General features: G+C 24.9%; 15 protein-coding genes. All 15 read right to left on the bottom strand.

The features are described from left to right. Nucleotide 1 precedes the first annotated feature (1 nt). Nucleotides 2-1,996: an NAD-dependent DNA ligase LigA gene (gene ligA / locus SDIMI_RS00575; RefSeq protein WP_020836053.1), complete on the bottom strand. Its 1,995-nt coding sequence runs from the start codon at nt 1,994-1,996 to the stop codon at nt 2-4. An 11-nt stretch (nt 1,997-2,007) separates the two neighbouring features. After that, nucleotides 2,008-3,621 carry a hypothetical protein gene (locus SDIMI_RS00570; RefSeq protein WP_020836052.1) on the bottom strand — a complete coding sequence of 538 codons (1,614 nt, stop codon included), beginning with the start codon at nt 3,619-3,621 and terminating at the stop codon, nt 2,008-2,010. Between the two features lie 83 nt (nt 3,622-3,704). After that, a complete protein-coding gene (locus tag SDIMI_RS00565) occupies nt 3,705-5,600 on the bottom strand; it encodes a hypothetical protein (protein WP_020836051.1) in 1,896 nt (631 codons plus the stop codon). Nucleotides 5,601-5,636: 36 nt separating this feature from the next. Further along, the gene (locus tag SDIMI_RS00560; protein WP_020836050.1) at nt 5,637-6,530 is read right to left on the bottom strand and encodes a pseudouridine synthase; all 894 of its coding nucleotides are present in this window, start codon (nt 6,528-6,530) and stop codon (nt 5,637-5,639) included. A gap of 18 nt (nt 6,531-6,548) precedes the next feature. Then, on the bottom strand, nt 6,549-7,529 hold the full coding sequence (locus SDIMI_RS00555) for a CPBP family intramembrane glutamic endopeptidase (protein WP_020836049.1): 981 nt from the start codon (nt 7,527-7,529) through the stop codon (nt 6,549-6,551). A gap of 83 nt (nt 7,530-7,612) precedes the next feature. After that, entirely contained in the window at nt 7,613-8,089 is a 477-nt protein-coding gene (locus SDIMI_RS00550; RefSeq protein ID WP_020836048.1) for a PTS sugar transporter subunit IIA, read from the bottom strand. 123 nt (nt 8,090-8,212) lie between these two features. Further along, on the bottom strand, nt 8,213-9,931 hold the full coding sequence (gene ptsP / locus SDIMI_RS00545) for a phosphoenolpyruvate--protein phosphotransferase (RefSeq protein ID WP_020836047.1): 1,719 nt from the start codon (nt 9,929-9,931) through the stop codon (nt 8,213-8,215). Nucleotides 9,932-10,018: 87 nt separating this feature from the next. After that, a complete protein-coding gene (locus tag SDIMI_RS00540; protein ID WP_020836046.1) occupies nt 10,019-10,666 on the bottom strand; it encodes a hypothetical protein in 648 nt (215 codons plus the stop codon). A gap of 1 nt (nt 10,667) precedes the next feature. Further along, nucleotides 10,668-12,728, bottom strand: a complete 2,061-nt coding sequence (locus SDIMI_RS00535) for an ABC transporter ATP-binding protein (protein ID WP_020836045.1) — start codon at nt 12,726-12,728, stop codon at nt 10,668-10,670. A gap of 91 nt (nt 12,729-12,819) precedes the next feature. Continuing rightward, a complete protein-coding gene (locus SDIMI_RS00530) occupies nt 12,820-14,739 on the bottom strand; it encodes an ABC transporter permease (RefSeq protein ID WP_020836044.1) in 1,920 nt (639 codons plus the stop codon). Nucleotide 14,740: 1 nt separating this feature from the next. Continuing rightward, nucleotides 14,741-15,493, bottom strand: a complete 753-nt coding sequence (locus SDIMI_RS00525; RefSeq protein ID WP_020836043.1) for an ABC transporter ATP-binding protein — start codon at nt 15,491-15,493, stop codon at nt 14,741-14,743. A 16-nt stretch (nt 15,494-15,509) separates the two neighbouring features. Further along, entirely contained in the window at nt 15,510-17,549 is a 2,040-nt protein-coding gene (locus SDIMI_RS00520) for a hypothetical protein (protein ID WP_020836042.1), read from the bottom strand. Next, entirely contained in the window at nt 17,549-18,295 is a 747-nt protein-coding gene (locus SDIMI_RS00515; RefSeq protein WP_020836041.1) for an ABC transporter ATP-binding protein, read from the bottom strand. Before SDIMI_RS00515 ends, SDIMI_RS00520 begins: the two co-directional genes overlap by 1 nt. A 327-nt stretch (nt 18,296-18,622) precedes the next feature. Continuing rightward, on the bottom strand, nt 18,623-20,788 hold the full coding sequence (gene nrdE / locus SDIMI_RS00510) for a class 1b ribonucleoside-diphosphate reductase subunit alpha (RefSeq protein WP_020836040.1): 2,166 nt from the start codon (nt 20,786-20,788) through the stop codon (nt 18,623-18,625). 3 nt (nt 20,789-20,791) lie between these two features. Further along, entirely contained in the window at nt 20,792-21,250 is a 459-nt protein-coding gene (gene nrdI, locus SDIMI_RS00505; RefSeq protein WP_020836039.1) for a class Ib ribonucleoside-diphosphate reductase assembly flavoprotein NrdI, read from the bottom strand. Nucleotides 21,251-21,256 lie beyond the last annotated feature (6 nt).

The following is a 21,256-nucleotide window of genomic DNA, read 5'->3' as shown; positions in this document are numbered from 1 at the left end:
ATTATTCTCCTATCATTTCTAAGAATTCTGATTCAGATAAAATCTGTATTCCTAATTTTTGAGCTTTTTCTAATTTGCTTCCAGCTTCTTGTCCAGCTAATAAAAAATCTGTTTTTTTGCTTACTGTATCAATTACTTTTGCACCATATTCTTCAAGCATTTCTTTGAAATAATTTCTTGGTTTACTTAAAGTACCTGTGATTACGAAACTTTTCATAGTAATTTTATCATTGTTTTTTGAACCTTCATTACCTAAATATTTTGTATTTAGCCCCTCATTTTTTAAAGTTTTAATAAGATCTGCATTTTGTTTTATTTCAAATCAATCACATACTGATTTTGCAACAATAGGACCAATATCATTAATTTCTTCTAATTCATTAAAATTAATATTTGAAATTACATCAATTTCCTTAAAGTTAACAGCAAGAACTTTTGCCGTTTTCTTTCCGACATGTCGTATACCTAATCCAAAAAATAATTTTTCCAGAGAATTTGATTTTGATTTTTCTATTGATTCTAATAAATTAGTAACAGATTTTTCTCCCATTTTATCCAATTGAATCAATTCATTTTTATATTTATTTAATTTATAAATATCTCCAACATTTTCTATAAATTTATTTTCAAATAATTTTTCTATTATTTTAATACTTAAACCTTCAATATTCATTGCGTCTCTTGATACAAAGTGCTCAAGTCCTCTAACTATTTTTCTTGGACATTGTGAGTTAATACAATATTGGTCAACTTCTCCTTCAACTCTTTCCAAGAGAGAATTGCATATTGGACAATTTGTATCTTCAATTCATTTATTTAATTTATAGTAATTTTCATCAATTATTGGAGCAATTACTTCAGGAATTATATCTCCTGCCTTTTTAATTTTCACCTCTCCACCAATTCTAATATCTCTTTGAATAATAAAATCAGCATTATGAAGTGTTGCAGCTTGTACTGTTGTTCCAGCAATTTGCACTGGTTGTAATAAAGCATTATAAGTAATTCTTCCTGTTCTTCCAACAGTTGGAAAAATATTTTTTAATTTTGTTGTTTTAACTTCTGCTGGAAATTTAAACGCTATTGCTCACTTTGGAGATTTAGCAGTATATCCAACTTTTTCATAAAGATCAAAATCATTTATTTTTATTACTACTCCATCAATTTCATATTCTAAATTTTCTCTTTGAGACTGAATGTATAAAATATGCTCGTATACTTCTTCAATACTTTTACAAATTTTTCCCAAATCATTAATTTTAAAATTCATTTTTTCTAGATAACTTAATGATTCACTATGTGTATGAAACTTTTCTCTATCCATAAAATAATATAAAAATGCATCCAGTTTTCTTGAAGCTGCAATACTTGAATCTAATTGTCTCAATGTACCTGCAGCTGCATTTCTTGGATTTGCAAATATTTCTTCATCATTTGTTTGCCTTTGTTTATTTATTTTTTCAAATTCAGTTTTTGATAAAAAAACTTCTCCTCTAATTTCTACATAATCATTTTGATCTTCAATAGACAATGGAATACTTTTTATTGTTTTTACATTTGAAGTTACATCTTCACCATAAATTCCATCCCCTCTTGTAACACCCTTAAAAAATTTACCATTGTTATAAATTAATGAAATTGAAAGTCCATCAATTTTAGGTTCGACAAAAAAATTATAATCAGAATTTTCAATTTCCTTTTTAATTTGATCATTAAAGTTTAGTAAATCTTCTTTATTAAAAGCATTTGCTAAACTAAGCATTGGTAATTTATGTTTATATTTTTCAAATTTATCCATTACTATTCCGCCAACTTTTTGTGAAGGTGAATCATCAGTTATCAATTCAGGGTATTGATTTTCAAGTTCAATAAGTTCCTTTAAGGTTTTATCATATTCTGCATCATCAACAATAGGACTATCCAATACATAATATGCGTGACCTCATTTGTTTAAATTATTTTTCAAATTATTTATTTTCTCTATAATATTTTTCATAATTCTCCTTATTAAAAATTAATTCTTGAATATTTTTTTATTACAACAGTTTCATTTAATAACTGGTCGGTTCTTTTTCTACTAAATGAGTATGGAATAGTATTTAAAGTTGTTAATAGTAAAACTATTAAAACAATACCATTTGTTTCAAACATTTTAGGATAGAAAACACTTATAAATCTAACAGATATAGGATTATAAAATGTTAAATAACTTATAAGAAATAAATCTACTATATTTGAAAAAGCACTACATTTAATTCTTTTTCTAAAGAAAATTCAAACAAAAGATCCAGCTAATAAAAACATAGATAATACGAATGTCAGAAATTGTCTGGCAATATTATTTTTAATTATTGATAATCATAAATATAAAATATTTAATGAATTATATTTTTCTGATAGAACATTTTCATTAAATGCCAAAATAAAAGCAGTTGATAAAGTCATAAAAAATATTGGTACTAAAAGTATTGTAAATATACTTCTACTTTCTAAAAATAATTCAAATTTAGCAACAAAGCTATATCTTTTATTCATTAAATATGATGTTAAAAACATTAATAATAAAATTCCACCAAATATAATTGCTTGTAAATATAAATTTAAAATAATGTTATAAAAAATAAATCCAATTAAAGGAAAAATAGCGATTTGTAAAACATCCTTTGTAAAGTTCTGATTAAATTTTCTTTGTATTGCAAATACAAATGCATATACTAAGAACAAAATTTGATATGAACTATCTCATGAAAATGAGATATAACCTCCAAGAACAATACCTACAAAAATAGGATTAAATCTTTCTCTAATATTTGAGCTTGTATATCTAAGAAGCATTGTTGTTGCATACATAATTAGATAAATTAAAATCATTTCTCCTCCAAATATAGAGTAGTTGAAATATCAAAAAATAACTCTTGTAATAATAAAAACTAATAAACTTAATATGAATATTCTTATTCTAGTTCATATCTTTTCATTAATTGAAAATGACTCATAAAATATAAATAATATTGATGTGATTAAAAAGGCATCTAAAATAATTAATAACGGTATTATTAAATCTCTATATTGATATGGTTGAGCATCTACCATTATTATTGTAGATAATTGGAAAGTATATCAACCTTGAAAAGGTTTAAACCCTAAAAAGTTAAATAAAGTTGAATCATTAAAAAATGATACTGGATTATCTTTTAATCAATATAAAATAGCTAATGTGTTTTTATGTCTACTAAAATTCTCATTTGTTATATATTCAATTGAAGCATAATCAATTACAACAAAAATACCAACAACCATAATGAATATTAAAGAATCTATTTTGAAGAAATTTGTATTTAATCAAAATCTAGTAAAAGTAAAACAGAATATTAAATAAATAATTGATATTGCGAAAATATAATATACAAAGAAAACATATGGGAGAACTGATATTAATTGTAATGGGAAAGTTGCAACTGAAATAAAAGTAAAATAACTAAAAAAACCTGTAGCTATTGCTACAAAATAATTTTTTATTCTAAATTTGAATAATTCAGTAATTATTAAACCTGATGTATAAAACATAAACAGATATAACATTGCTATTCCTAAAGCAATAAAAATTGAAGTATTTACCATATTTTCACCTTTCTAAATTATAGCACCTTGAAAGTATTAAACTATTCCTTAAAATTAAATAAAAAAAATCGATAAAATCGATTTTACTTACCTTTTAAAACAAAAATATTTTCACTTTTAGGATTTATGCTAATTTCTGTTGATTCATTAAGAATTTCACTATTTAATGAACTATCTTCAATACCATACATAGCATGTGAAATTTGATTTCCTTTATCAACAATTCCATCTACATCTATACCATATTCTTCAAATCTTTTTTTTCTTTGTTCTGAGGATCTATTTGTTACAATTTTTTGAACTATTGGTAGATTTCTTATAATACCATTAAATGCTTTTGCATTTAAAATGTAAGAAAATAATATTAACAATGTCATTGAAACGAAAATTGTTGTAAAGAATAGAGCAATTAATGGTGCAATATGCGCAGAAGGATCTGTTGATTTTTCAATATTCAATTTTTTACTAATAAATAAAACATTTAATATTGCACTCAAAATTATTGGTATTATAAGAATTAAAAAGTTATTTAAAACATTTTTCTTAGTTGAATTATAAGTAACATATTTTCAAACATAGATTCATAAATAACTATATCTAATTATTAAGGATACTAATTTAACAGTGTACATACTTATAATACCAACCACTAATGTATACTCTCCACCAACTTTTGATGTTACCAAAATAAAAGTTATTAAGACTGCCCCAATTATATAAATAATTCCTATAATATTTTGAAATTTTGATACCTCTCCATATCTTCCCTTTGCTTGAATAAGAGTCATTTGACCATCACAAAGTATTGTAAAGGCAGTAATTGCTCCATAAAGTATTGAAAAGTTTGGTGTATAAAACATAAATTCAAAAGCGTTTCTATTTCAAACATCAGCTGAATCAATGACAATATTTTTTGCATATAATGCGCTTACAAAATATGGAGATAAAATTGACATATTGATAAATGTAAATGCAGCAATTAAATATGTATAAAGCTCGTACTTTGTATAACTTTCTCAGCCAATTCTTCCTCTTTTAGCAACTAAAGTAACAAAGAATTCTCTAAAAGAAACAACAAAGTTTGTCATAATCAATCTAACATTTAGTGCTACAACTAAATAAAGTGATAGAGTAGAAGAAACACTAAGTCCTAATATAATTGAAGCAATAGCTATATCAGAATTCAATAATAAAGTTGAACCTAAATTAGATCATGTTATTTTTGATGTGGTTGTATTCAATTTAAAACTATTAAAATCTCTGTAATATTTTAATCATAAATATTTCTTTTTAACATACATATAAATTAATAAACCCTTTATTGGAGAGTAAAGTAATGTTGGAATAAAAGGTAATATTGGATTTTCAACTGTTGCAAGTAAATAAAATGTAAGACCACTTACTAGAATATCTGAGAACAAAATAGTAATTCTTCTAATAACATTTTTATTATCGGCTATTATTATTGTTTCATAAACACTAAATCAAAAAGCAGAAACAAAATTCTTAGTCCCAAATATTAGAGCAACAAACATTAACATTCAATACGGAGCGAAACCCTTTTCTGCTCCTGTTAATATTAGACCAATACCTTTTCAACTATTTGGATTAAATATATTACCATTAGCACTTACCCCTGCATATAATGGATAAAAAATAGCAGTTAGTGTAACTAATGCTAAACTTGTTATTGCAGATCTTCTAAAACTTTTTTTTGCTGTTGAATATATTTCATTTGCACTAATTCAATCATTATTAACTAATGGTTTTACCAGTAATATTGAAGCTGCTATACCAAGCGCACCTTCAGCTGTTGCAATTATTGCTGAAAAAGATGTTACTAAACGTATAAACCCGTTAAACTCTGTTCCAAATTTTTCAAGTACTCAATACATTGTTAAAAATTGAATTATTGCATTAAAAGTTGAGATTGTTGTACCAACAATTACACTGAAAATACCTTGTCTTGTAGATAACATTGTTCAACCTCCTGACACATTAATATAATTTTAACATTAAAAATTATAATTTGATTTGTATTCATTACCATTTAAGTAAGATAAGTATCCTTCAAAATCATTAAAAATTAACTTATAAGCAATTAAATCTATTTCTCTTAAACTACTTCTTTCTCCACCATATCTAAAGTCTTTACAAATTGGTGCTTTATAAAAATTACATACAGCTCTAATTTGATGTTTTCTACCTGTTATTATTTGAATCTCATAAATATTTTTAGTCTCATCAATTAGTCTATTAATTTGTTCTACTTTTTTAGCATTGTTAAATTTTTCAACCCTAAACTTAGCTTTTTGATTATCATTGTCATATTTTATATAACCAGATATTTTTCCCGTTTGTAAGTTACTATTCTCAGTTTTTGCTAAATAAAGTTTAGTAATTTTGCTCTTATTATTTAATTCCTTTAATAAAATGTCTAAAGTTATTTTATTCTTTGCATAAATTACCAATCCCTTTGTAAGTTTATCAATTCTATGAACATGACTTATTACAAAACTATTTTCTTCTTCTGGATTATATTCTTTTTTATTTTTTAAATAACTTTTAACTATTTGATCTAAATTAATATTTACAGGTGAATGAACTTCTAGATTTGGTTCTTTATCAACTATCAAAATATTTTCATCTTCATAAATTATAGATAAATTTGAAAAATCAACTTCTATAAATTGATCTCTTTTTTCAGTTTGACTACTATCAAAAACTTTAACCTCATCATTTAATTTTATTTTTATTTTTAGATCTTTAACTCTAATATCATTTATTTTAATTTTACCTTTTCTAAATCATTTATATATTATTGATAAGTTTGTTGATTTATAATTCTTTTTTATAAAATTAAATATTGTTTGATCTACATCATTTTGATTTACTTTAATAAGTGTCATAAAGACCTCTTTCTACTTTTAAACTGATAATACTAAAATAAATGCAATTAAATTATTTGTTAAATGTAATGTTCATGTGTAAGTTGCATTTCCTTTTGTAAATAAGAAGATTCCCGATAGTATAAAACCAGCAGATGTATAACTTAAAAAATGTTCAAAGTCAAAAGATGGACCATAGTGAATAAATCCAAAAAACATTGCACTTCCTACAAATCCTAATCATCTATTTGATGCATTTAGATTAAAGCTATCTCTCATACATAATTCTTCACATATAGGAGCTAGTACAACTGTTAAAATAAAAAGTAAAATAATTGCAGATATTTTTACTCCATTTCCATTTTCACCATTTAACATCTTTTTTAAATTAATTTCATTTTGACTTTCAGGTAAACCAAATAATTTTGTTTCAATTAAATTAGAAAATAAAAATGTTGAAATTAAAAATAATAAAATTGTTCCAATTAGAGTAACTACTATTAATTCCTTTCATTTTGTTTTAAATGTTTCTTTTAATCTTTTAAAAAATTTTTTATTATAAACCGCTGCTAATATTAATATTATTAATTCTGTAAAAATAGTAATTAAAATTGATGAATATCAATTTACTATACCTTGTTCTTGTGAAAATATTGCAAGTAAAGGAATTATAAAAATAATAGGTAATGCAACAACTTGTGGTCCAAGAATAAACATATATATTCAAAGGTATCCAGTTTTAAAAGATTGCCTTCCATTTCTTAATATATGAAATATTAATCCTGTTGCTACTGACAATAAATAAAAGACTGAAAATACAGTAGTTGGTCAACCATCTAAAGAATTTTTATCGTTAAAACTAATAAAAAATATAAATAATGCTAAAAATAAAGGTACTAATAAAACACTTGAAATAAATATCATTCCATCTGTTTTATAATTTAATATATCAAATCTAAATTTAGATTCTTCACTTAAATTAAAATGTTTATCTCTTAATTTTTTTATATAATTTTTCATAAATTTCACCTTATTTAATTTTACTACTAATATCTATTAAAAAGAAAAAAACCTCACACAGAGGTTTTTTAGTAAAATAGTTATTATTTTACTTGTGCAATCAAGTCACCTTTTTTAACTTTTCCAGTTTTTACTATTTCAAAACTTCTTCCACTCATTGAATCTGTTGTAAAAATTAATGGTGTTTGCATTGAAGGAACTTTTTTAGATACTGATTCTATATCAACATTAACTAATAAGTCACCTTTTTTAACGTTTTGACCTTGTTTAACATTTATATCAAAACCTTCTCCGTTTAGTGATACAGTATCTAATCCTATATGTAATAAAATTTCAACTCCATTTGAGTTAGCAATACCATATGCATGACCACTTGGGAAAACTGTTACTAATTTTCCATCAATTGGTGCTACAAATTCTCCATTTTCAGGAATAATTGCCAATCCATCACCTAACATTTTTTCTGAAAACACTTCGTCTTCTACTTTTGAAAGATCAATAATTTCACCATCAACTGGTGCAAAAATATCTAAATTTTTATTTTTTGTGAATAATCCCATAATAATACCTTCTCCTCCAACTTATTTTACAATAAAAAGAACTTATTTATTTCTATTTTTATAATTAGTTAAATTTGCTATTATGCATAAAAAAATCTATAAGCTTTCTTATAGATTTTTAAATTATTTATTTTCCATTAATTCTTTAACTAATTTAATAACTTGATCAGATGTTTCACATTCTAATGCTTTATTAGCTAATTCTTGTGTTTCTTTTAAAGTAAGTTTTGACATAATGCTTCTTGCTTTTAAAATACTTGTAGCTGACATTGAGTACGCATCAAGTCCTAATCCCATTAATAATGGAATAGCATCAGGTTCTCCAGCCATTTCTCCACACATTCCAGCTCATTTACCATGTTTATGTGCGCCATCTATTGTCATTTTTAATAATTTTAAAATTGATGGATTATATGGTTGATATAGGTAAGTTACATTTTCACTCATTCTATCTGCTGCCATTGTATATTGAATTAAATCATTTGTTCCAACTGAGAAGAAGTCTGCATGTTTTGCAAAGTTTTCTGCATTAACTGCTGCTGCAGGTATTTCTACCATCATTCCAATTTCTAAGTCAGTTCCAATTTTATGACCTTCTTTTTCTAAATCTGCTTTACAATCTAGTGTAAATTGTTTTGCAGCTAAGAATTCATCAACTGTAGCAATCATTGGGAACATAATACCAACTGGTCCAAATGCACTAGCTCTTAATAAAGCTCTAATTTGATCTTTAAAAATATCTTTTCTATCCAGTGTAAATCTGATAGCACGATATCCTAAAAATGGGTTCATTTCTTCTGGAAATGAGAAATATGATAATTTTTTATCTCCACCAATATCCAAAGTTCTAATAACTGTTAATTTACCATTCATTTCATCAACAACTTTTTTATATGAAACGAATTGTTCTTCTTCAGTTGGGAAATGATCATTATCCATATATAAGAATTCACTTCTAAACAGACCAACAGCTTCTCCACCATTTTCAAGTACAGCTTCAACATCTTTTGGACTACCAATGTTTCCCTCAAGAACGAATCCATCAAATCCATCTTTAGTTAAAGTTGGTTGATCTTTTAATTTTTTTAATTCATCTTTTTCCTTAGCAAACTCATTTGCTAATTTTTCTCATTCATTCTTGTCTGTTGGATTAATTTCAACATCACCTGTTTCACCATTTAAAGCTAAAATATCTCCTTCTTTAACATCATGTAAAATAGTTTTTAACCCTAAAACTGCAGGAATTTCTAAACTTCTTGCCATTATAGCAGCATGACTAGTTCTTCCACCAATATTACATGCAAACCCTTTAACAAATTTTGGGTTTAATTGAGCAGTTTGTGAAGGTGTTAAATCTTCTGCAACAATAATAACTTCTTCATTAATTGTTGCCAAATCTGCAACTGGCATATTTAATACGTATCTAATTAATCTTTCAGTTACGTCTTTAATGTCAGCAGCTCTTTCTTTAAAATAATCATCATCCATTGCTTCAAACATTGCCATATATTTGTCAGCAACCTCTTTAATTGCTTTTGCAGCATTATAATTTTGTTCTTTTACCAATGATGTAAACTCTTCTGCCATAGCTGGATCTTCTAAAATTGAAGCATGTGCTTCAAAGATTGCAGCCTTTTCTTCACCTAATTTTTCTTTAGCAATTCCTTGCAAGCTAAGTAAATCTGCTTTTGCCTTTTCAATTGATGAGCTTATAATTGAAAGTTCACTTTCAACATCAGTTGTTTTTGTTTCTGAAATAACTATTGGTTGTTCGTCAAGTATATATACTTTTGCAATAGATATACCATTACTTGCACCAATTCCTGATAATTTGTTAGACATTAATAACCTCCTATTAAACATTTATATTATACACAATATTGGGTTTTAAAAGTTAAAAGTAGACATAAAAAAATAGCAATTAAATTGCTATTTTTGTTTTTCTGAAATATATAAATATTTAACTTTATTTTCAACAAATACGTTGTAGCATGAAATTGCAATAAACAACCCTACTCCTATTATTAATAAAGACTGTTGAACAACAGTTCTTCAATTATATCCTCATGTATTTATTCCTTCAAATCTTCTATCATTTAATAAATTGATTCATTGAAAATATCCAATTCAATAGTTAATAATTAAAATTAATAATACTATTGAAGTGATAAGAATAATAGTTGCATTTACAGTTCTTCTTGTTTTACCTATTAAATGACTTAATCTAAATTGATTTAATATAAAACCTATTGGCAATATAAATCAAAGAATATATGCTAGTAAATTATAATTGGAAATTAATGCATAAACATTACTAGCATCATATGAATTTTTTATTGCTATACCTGATTCTGTTTGATTACTTGATGGTAATGAAAATATTTCATATATATATTTTAATGATCTATCATAATTTTTTGAAAGTAATTTAAAAGAATAAACATTCCCATCTCCGTCAGTAAATTGATAACCCATAAAAAGAGCTAAAAAGAATGTTAAAATTGCTAAAATTAAAATCAAAATGAAAGTTGTTTTTCAATTATTTGAAGGATTAAAAATCTTAATAAAATTCTTCATACTATTCATTCTCCTTACCAACTTCATAGAGTTCTTTAAATAAACCTGGTTGTTTTATTAATTCTATAAATGTTCCAGTTTGAACTATTCTTTTATTTGTATCTAAAACAAATATTTTGTCATAGTTTTTGATAGTACTTAACCTATGAGCAATTGCAATTGTAGTTTTTCCTACAATTAATTTTTCTAGTTCAGCAGAAATTTCTTTTTCAACAAGGTTATCTAATGCACTTGTTGCCTCATCAAGAATAATTAAACTCGGATCTTTTAAAAACATTCTAGCAATAACAAGTCTTTGCTTTTGTCCACCACTTAATTGTTTTCCTCTCTCCTGCAAGAAAGTATCATATCCTTCTGAAAAACTCATTATTAAATCATGAATTTTTGCCTTTTTACATGCTTCAATAATTTCTTCATCTGTTGCATTTTCTTTTATATATCTCAAGTTTTCTCTAACTGTAGCTGATAAAATTTGTGGTTCTTGATCAACATAGCCAATATTGTCCATTCAATTTTTTAAAGATATATCTCTAATTTCTAAATTATCATTTATATTTATTTGACCAGAAAAATCTTCATAGAATCTCATTATAAGTCTTGTAATTGTTGATTTACCACTTCCTGACGGACCAACAAAGGCATAAGATTTTCCTTGTTCCAAAATAATATTTAGATCTCTTATTACGGGAACATTTGGATTAGAAGGATAAGCAAATTCTACATTTTTAAATTCAATTTTATTTATTTTGTTATTTTCAACTATTTGAGTTAAATTCTTTTCAATTACATTATTTTCATCTGTAACTATTTCTCCAATGTTTTGTGATGATTTATTAGTTTCATTAATACTTTGCAAGATAGTATTTAATTGAAATATTGGAGTAACCATTACAAATATACCTGCTGTAAATGAAGAAAATACTGTAATTAATTTTTGAGTATTTTCTCCATAAATGAAAACACCAAATATCATTGAAGATAAAGTCAAACAACCCATTGCTCCTATAATAATTCCTGGAATTATTGATATTGCAAAATTTAGTTTTTTGTTTTTTCTATTGTTTTTTTCAGTTTCAATATTATTTTGTATTTCTTCATTAACTCATGTTCCGCTTGATTTAATTAATCTTATTGCCGCAATTTTTTCTGTTATTTCAGAGTCATGTTTTGATCTTTCTTCAATACTATTTTTAACAGGTTTTGAAATAGCTAAAACAACAATTAATGCAAGTAATAATACAAATAAAATTAAAGCAAACATTAATAATGAAATTATTAAATCTATATAAATTAACATTCCAATTGACCCAAAAGTTGAAAAGATAATAAATATTATAATTATTGGTGCTACTTTAAGTTGATTTGCTATATTTTTTGAATCCTTAACAATAGTTTCAGTTATTTTTCCTTGAGAATTTTGATTGTAAAATTCTATATTTTTATTTAATAATGACTTTACGAGTTTATTTTTTAAATCAGTATTTGCATCTTCACTAATTTCTCCACATAAACAATAAGCACTATACATTAATAAAATAATTATAGAAATACTACCTAAAAGAATTCACACTCACTCAATTTTTGCTATATGAAAGAATAAAAAATCGGCTCTTGCTATTCCATCAATTACAGTTATGTAATCAAAATAATATTTATGAATGACTATATTTATAACATCATCTGAAATACCCATACCTGAATTTGCTAGTCATTTTATTAACTCCTCCATTTGTTCTTGAGTTAAAATTCCACCAGGCTTATTTGTTGCTTCATTTAGTAATTCATTAACAATAGTTACCATCATATCTGCATTTTTAAAAGTACTCATCATTGTTTCAGTAACTAATAAAGCAGTTAATTGTCTTGCAATAAGAATATTAAAAACAGATATAGCCGATACTAAAAGTATTAAAAATATTACAGCCAAAGATTTAAATTTATATTTTTTTCAATAAAAAAATCAAAGCCCAAAAAACCCTTTACTTTTTTTAAAATTTTTCGTCTCTGTTAAATTAATTAAATTCTCATCTTCTTTATATCTGACAAAAAAAGTATTTTCCATTTGTTTGTCTCCCATTAATATATATTATATCTAATTTAACTTCACTTTTAAATGAAGTAATCAATTAAATAAAAAAGCGCTTTACAGCGTTTTAAATTTTAGCTTTTTTAGCTCACAATAAGAATATTAAATACATAAAACCAGTTGAAATTAAAATATACATTAAAAATGCTACTGGAACTAAAAATCCAGATTTTTTCTTTAATTTAACAGTTTCAAAAATTGGTTTCAATTCTTGATTACCTTCTAATAGTCTACTATCTACTTTAGCTAAATCAGAAAGATTTGAATATCCTGTTGTAATACCTGTATAACTTAGAAAAGATTGTTTAAATAATAGATCTTTATTTAAGTTATTTCCAATTAATTGTGAATTAATTATTGAAAAATGATTAAAAATATTTAATGAATTTCCTATTATAGATTTATTTGTTCATTTTTGATAATTTTCATAAGTTTCTTGTGGATTATTAAAGGAAGAATAACTTGATGAAGGATTATAACGATCAGAATATTTATATTCTGCTCTTCAAACCATTGATCCGATTCAAGCTTCTGTTACTAAATTATTAATAATTCTCAATTCTGGATATCTTTTATAAACCTTATTGATTTCTTTGTTTATAGGGTCTTCTAATGGATTTCAATCTGAACTTCCTTTTAAATTAAAATCACTAATTATCAATAATGGTTGATAAGTTTGATCTTTTCCATTTGAATCATAATAATTATAATATTTATTATTTATTAAAGCGAATTTATATTTTGAATATAAATTATTAACTCAATTTAATAGATTTTTATATTGTTTTGTCTTTTCTTGTTTAGATAATCACTTTATTAAAGGCTCTAAATCATGAAATTTACTGTCATAGCCATATCTATCCATATATCCCCCATTGTATCCTGGAAGTGAAAGTGGAGGTTTATTATTATTTGATTCCATACCATCTTTAACCGTCATAAAAATTTCATTCAATAAATTAAAAATTTCTGTGTTTTCTAAGGGTGCATAAATTTTTTCATCCAATTCATATTTAACATTAAATAGTCCAGAATATAATGAATTTTGATAAATAATTTTTATATCATTATTCACAAAATTTGGATTTTCATAAAAATATATACTTGTTGATTTGATTTCATTATCGTCAATAATTGGAATTCCAGAAGCATTTTTTTGTAATTGGTTTCCTAATTTTGATTCCCCGCTTTCATCATTATCATTAAATATTTTATTTACATTTACATCATTTTTCATATTTTTATAAAAAGAACTTGAAATAGCAGCTTTTAAATTTGTTTTCATAACCATTTCATTATTTGCTGTATTATCATAATTTATACTTTTTTCTACTGAAGATGCCATTCCTGAAAAAACCAAAATCAAGGTAATAAATACATTTAACATTATACTTCAAGTCATAGAACACAAAATTGTTATTGCAAAAACTACTGGAGTTCAAACAAATCCAATAAAGAAAAAGAATATACAAGAACTAAGTATTGCAAATGATGTTAAATCAAATTTAAATATTATTGTTGATGTTAATGAAATCTTTAAAATAGCATTTAAAAGAGCTAATGAAAAAACAAAAGTCATAAATACATATCATCTAAGTAAAAATGATTTTTTAAAACTAACTCCTGATCTTATTTCAATGTTTTGTATTCCTTCTAATAGTTGTTTTTTAATCAATTCCGTTGAAAGAATAATCATAAATATAATAAAGAAAAATATTTCACATATATAAGTAATACTGATCATTATTGTACCAATTGATTCCGCATTACTTGGATCTTTCATGAATGAGGCAACCAATGAAGACATTATAAAAGTAACTACTAATGAAATAATAGTCATTGTAATAACAGCTTTATTTCTAATAAGTCTTTTTAAATTAATTAAATATAATGTTTTAAATCCATTAAATTTATTTTCTGAATTATTTAAGATTTTTTTCTCATTAGAGTTTTTAATCTTGGTTAAATTTAACTTTACTTCTGACATATTAAATTACCTTCCCTTCATTGGGATTATAAATTTCCTTTAAGAGTTTTTCTTTATTATCCTTTTCAGCCATAACTTGTTTATAAAGGGTTGCAATTGATTCTGTTTGATTATTAAAATCCTTTTCTAAAATTATTTCTCCATCACGTATAAATACCACATAATTTGCAACTTCTTGTAGTTCTTCAAGAACATGACTTGTAATTAAAATAGTAACTCCAATTTTTGAAAGTTCATGAAGAATATTCATAAATGATAATTTAGCCTCTACGTCAACGTTTGCAGTTGGTTCATCAAAAATAATATAATCTGGAGTTCTAACAAGTACGCTTGCCATTATAGCTCTTTTTTTTCATCCAGCACTTAAGCTTTTAATTTTTTTATTGATGTACGGTTCTAAAGATAACATTTTAAATATTTTATCTGCTGCATCTTTTGAATCGCTTTTTGACATACCATTAACAGCACAAACATAAGAAACATAATCTTTTACTTTCATATTTAACGGAACACTATTTGAATCTGGAAAGAATGCTATTCTTTGAAGATTTTCTTCTTCAAATATATTTTTTCCATCCATTAATATTTCACCATGTTCTAATTTTAATTCTCCAAAAAGAGCTTTAATAGTTGTTGTTTTTCCAGCACCATTATCACCAACAAAAGCAACAACTGACCCTTTTTTTATTTTAAAACTTACTTGGTTCATAACAAAACCACCTAAGTCTCTTGTAATATTTTTTATTTCGATCATTTTTTAAAACTCCTCTCTATAATTTAGACTTTCTATTAAACATAAAGTATCCAACATAACCTAAAGGAGAAATTAGAACAATATATGCAAAATATGCTAAAGGAATTATGAAAACTACTCTATTTTTTATTTGTTTGTTTTTATAAACAGGTTCCATTGGAGCATTTAAATCTTTATTCTGATAGCTGTAGTTTTCAAATTCAAATATATTTTTAATATTATAAAATTGACCTTGATAAAATCCTGAAGATGACACATTATATAAATCATTTGTTAATGGCTTTGAAAATAGACCAGTTGATATTGCTGCAAAATGTCTAAAAATATCAGTTTTTAATGAATTTGAAGCAACTGTAATGTTAAAGTAGTTATAAAGAGAATCATCAATACTTTCTCTATTATCTCTGAATGTGTCAAAGTCCATAGACATTCTTCATAAACTTACAATAAGTTGATTTAATATTGTAAGTTCTGGAATATCAGCATAGACCTTTGCCATATCATTATTATGTTTTATTAGATCAGTATTTTCTTTACAAACATATCATTCACTATTATCAAAACTATTATATTTATCAACTTCACAGAAATTTCTTGAAAAATTCCTATTATATTGTCCTTCTTCTTCAGTTCAAGTTTCTTTTCATGAATAATAGTTTAAACTTTTACTAGGCATATAGGAACTATTGTTTAATAGTGCATTATCTAAAATATCATTGTACATAGCAAACCCATTATTAGCAAAATTTAAAGATAATATTATTGATTTATATTCATTATAAAATTTTTGAATAAAATTCAAAAATAAATATAACTCCGGTAATTCTTGTTTTAATTCATCAATAAAAGTATTTATATCTATGTTTTTTGAATTTATAAATCTATTTGAATAATACTTATTAGTTTTTACAAACAAAGTTGGTATTTTTTCACTATTGCTTTTTGTGAAACTATTAGTTTTCTCCAAAACTGTTTTATTTATTGGTTCTAAAATATTTCAAACAGGTGATTTTTCTAAAAGAAATTCTTGTTCAAGCTCTTGATTTTGATTAAATACATTATATTTATAATAAACTTGTCCTAAACCTAAGTTTTTTGTCAAAATATGATTTGCTTTTGCATAATTAAATGAATAGGAATCATTCAATGCGTTTTCTTTTACAACACCTTTTAAATCAAAACCATTAAAATAATTTTCAGCAGGTAGTATTACTTTTCCTCCATCTGTTTTTCCTTCTAAAGGTTTTAGTACCTCTTGAATGTAGTTATCAATAGAAGTTATTGTTTTTGATTCACCACTTCCATTATCATCATTAAATAAATTCTCATTTTTACTATTTGCTTGATAAAAAGATTCTCCTGCAATCATTTTTATGTTAGTTTTATAATTTGAATTTTCACTATTAATGATCATAAATTTTATTGATGCAGTTATTGGAGCTAATGCAATCATCAAAATGTAAAGCATTGCAAATATTGTTGCCAAAGATGTTTTAAACATAATCATTATTGTTGATAATACCAATGTAGAAAAAAATGCTAGGAATCCAAAGAAGAAGACTTGTGAATAATGTAAACTGAAAATCATTACAGTATCATTTATACTTGTTAAATTTAATATGATAACACTTAATAAAGTTATTAATATATAAATTAAAGATGTTGAAAAAATTATAAATACTCTAATTAAATACGATTTTCAAGTTTTATAACCAGCTCTAAGTTCAATTGAAGAAATTCCATCAGATACTTGCTTTTTAAATAAGTATAGTGAATTTAATAATATATGAAAAATTAATAATGAAGAACTCAATGAGTAAGTTAGAATTTTATATGTTGCATAATTATTTAATGATGCACTTTTAATTACTTCAGTAAATTCAACAAAAAATAAAATTATTGTTACAAATGCAAATAATATACCAGATATAATTGAACCAACATTTTTTAAACTTAATTTTAAATTTATTCTATAAAGAAGAGCAAAATTTTTATATTCTTTTACAAAATTTGTTTGTTTATCTTTCTTTAGCATTACTTTATTTGTATCTTTCATTATTTTTTATCCTTTTTATTATATAAATCACTTAAAATGTGTAAATCTTTAATTGGCTCATTCATATGTTTTTTATAAACATCCATAATATGTTCTTTAGTTTTATCAAAATCATTTGAATAAACAATTTGCCCCTTTTTAATTAAAACTAAATAATTTGCTAATTCTTGTAACTCTTCAATTATATGACTTGTAATTAATATTGTAATTCCTACTTTTGAAAGTAATTTAAAAATATCCATAAAGTACATTTTTGATTCAACATCAACGTTTGCAGTTGGTTCATCAAAAATAATATATTCAGGTGATCTAACCAAAACGCTTGCCATTATAGCTTTTTTCTTTCATCCAGAAGATAATTCCTTAATTTTTTTATCTTTGTACGGTCTAAGTTCCAATAATCTATAAACATTATCAATACTTAAATCAGTTCTCTCTTTATTCATATTATTTGCCGCACAAATATAATGTAAATATTCATGTACTTTAATATCTAATGGAACATTATTTGAATCTGGAAAAAAAGCGACTTTTGATAAATTATTATTTTTAAATAAATTTTCTCCATCTATTAATATTTCTCCACTATCAAGTTTAAGTTCTCCAAAAATTGCTTTAATTGTTGTGGTTTTACCTGCTCCATTATCCCCAACGAAAGCAACAACAGAACCATTTTTAATTTTAAAACTAACATTATCTAATCCAAAATTCCCCATTTTTCTGGATATATTTTTAATCTCAATCATTTCATTTATCTCCTTATATTAATTATAAATTCATTAGCTCTTGTTTTAAAAAAAAAAAAAAAAAACTGTTTATATTTTTATTAAAATATTTTATTAATAATTATAAAAATTATATATCTATAAAAAAGTAAAACATTTTTAATTTAGAAGTCATTGTTAAGAATATATAGATTCACAATTAAATTTTTTAAAATTTATAATTTTATTTATTTTAGTTAGGATATTTCTTTATTGACATAATAATGTTAATGCATACTTTACTCGAATTGGTATTTTATATTAAATAAAAAAATCTTCTTTAAAAGAAGATTTTTTTATTTTTAAAATTTAAATTACACAAGCATCACATTCATAGTTTTCACTATCTTCAAGAACTTCTTGACGTACTCTAACATAATAAATTGATGCACATCCTTTTGTATATGCTCTAATATATGCTTTGTTTAAGTCTCTTGTTGTTGCTTGGTCTGTCATAAATAATGTAAGTGATATAGCTTGATCAACATGTTGTTGAGCTGCAGCTACAATATCAATAATTGGGTCTGGTCCTACTTCATAAGCTCCTAATGAATAATATCCCATATTGTCAAAGTCAATTTTATAAGCAGGAACATAAACTCTTCCAAGTTTTCCTTCTTTTCTAACCTCAACTGGAGCAACTACTGGTTGTAAGCTTGGTGTACATGATGATAAATAACTAATTGATCCTGTTGGAGCAACTGCCATCAAGTGTGAGTTCGCCAATCCTGTATTTTTAATTTCTTCTGAAAGTTCTATTCAGTCTTTTTGAGTTGGAATTGAAACTCCATATTTTTCAAATAATCCTTTTACAGTATCTGATTCAGGAGTTCATTTGCTTTCTTCACATTTTGTATATTTATCAAAATATGAACCATCAGCAAATTTTGAAATTTTAAATCCTGCAAATGAACCAAATTCTTTTGCTAATTTATTTGATGCTTTAAATGCATGATAAGCCATTGTATAGAAGAACATATTTGTAAAATCCACTGCTTCTGGTGCATTGTAATAAATATGATTTGTTGCTAAGAAACCATGTAAGTTCATAGCTCCTAATCCAACAGCATGATTATTTTGATTTCCATTTTCAATTGATGGAGCACTTGATAAATCACTATTTCTTGAGACATGATCTAAAGCAAGAATTGAGTTATAAATTACTTCTGAGAATTCATCTCCTGATTCCATTGTTTTGGCAATATTCATACTTCCTAAATTACAACAGATATCTTCTCCAGTTTTACTAAATGATAAATCAGTATTAAATTCACTTGGAGTTGAAACTTGAACAATTTCACTACATAAGTTACTCATAACAATTCTTCCAGCAACTGGATGAGCATTACTATTATTTACAGTATCATCGAATAGTAAATATGGATATCCACTTTCAAAATGTAATTCTGCAATTGCTTGAAATAATTTTCTTGCATTAATGAAAGTTTTTTTGATTTTTGGATTATTTAACATATTTTCATATTCTTCAGTTACAGAAATATCTGAAAATGCTTTATTATAAACTTTTTCTACATCATATGGACTAAATAATGCCATTTCTTTATTTTCTTTTGCTAATTCAAAAGTAATATCAGGAACAACAACTCCTAATGATAATGATTTAATTCTTATTTTTTCATCAGCATTTTCACGTTTTGTATCTAAGAATGACATAATATCAGGATGGTGAACGTTTAAGTAAACTGCTCCTGCACCTTGTCTTTGTCCTAATTGATTTGCATATGAAAATGAATCTTCAAGAATTTTCATAACTGGAATTACACCAGTTGCTTGGTTCTCAATATTTTTAATTGGTGCGCCAAATTCTCTTAGGTTTGTTAAACATAGAGCAACCCCACCACCACGTTTTGATAATTGTAATGATGTTGTTACAGCTCTTGCTATCGATTCCATATTATCTTCTACTCTTAATAAGTAACAAGAAACATATTCTCCTCTTTGTTTTTTTCCAGCATTTAAGAAAGTTGGAGTTGCTGGTTGGAATCTTCCTAAAATGATTTGTCTAAGAATATTTTTAGCCTTTTCAAAGTTTCCACCAGCTAAAAATAAAGCATTTGAAACAACTCTATCTTCATAATTTTCTAAATATTGTTTTCCATCAAAAGTTTTTAATCCATAAGCATTAAAGAATTTTAATGCTCCCATAAAACTTGGAAATTTGAATTCAAATGAATAAGCATATTTTGTTAATTCATCTAATTGATCCATTGTGTATTTTGAAATAACTTCTTCATCATAGTATTGATTATTTACTAAATATTCAATTCTTTCTTTAGTAGAACTAAATTTCATCATATTTGGTTCAATATGTTCTTTCATATAAAGTTCTGCTGCTTCTATATCTAATTTAAAGTTATCTTGTCCAGGAACGAACAATTTTGCTCTTGCATTTAATTTGATATATTCATCAGATTCATTTGTTCCAGAAAGACTTTTTATATTATCTGTATTCATAATTTATTTTTCCCCTCAAAAATCTTCTAAGATTTTTCTAATAGATTCTACATCATTTTGTGTTCCTAAAAGTTCAAATTGATACAATAATGGAACATTAAGTTTTTTCGAAATAATGGGTCCTGCAATTGCAAATGTATCTCCGAAATTTGTATTTCCAGATGCAATAACTCCCCTACATAAGTGCCTATTGTTTTCGTTGTTTAAAAATTTTATTACTTGAGCTGGTACTGCTCCTTTTGTATCTCCGCCGCCTCCAGCATAAGTTGGAGTTATTAAAACGTATTCCTTATCAACAATTAATTCTTGATTTAATTCATAAGGAATTCTTGCATCACTAACATCTAGTTTGTCCATAAATCTATGGGTATTGTTAGAAATTGATGAAAAGTATACAACAAACACTTTTCCTTTTGGTTTTTTAATATCTTTATCAGATATTTTTATCACATCGCTGTGCATATTTTT

It is taken from the genome of Spiroplasma diminutum CUAS-1 (assembly GCF_000439455.1).
Lineage (GTDB): Bacteria > Bacillota_I > Bacilli_A > Mycoplasmatales > Mycoplasmataceae > Spiroplasma_A > Spiroplasma_A diminutum.
The sequence above is the reverse complement of the archived record's forward strand: the minus strand, read 5'-3'. Positions and strand labels throughout refer to the sequence as shown.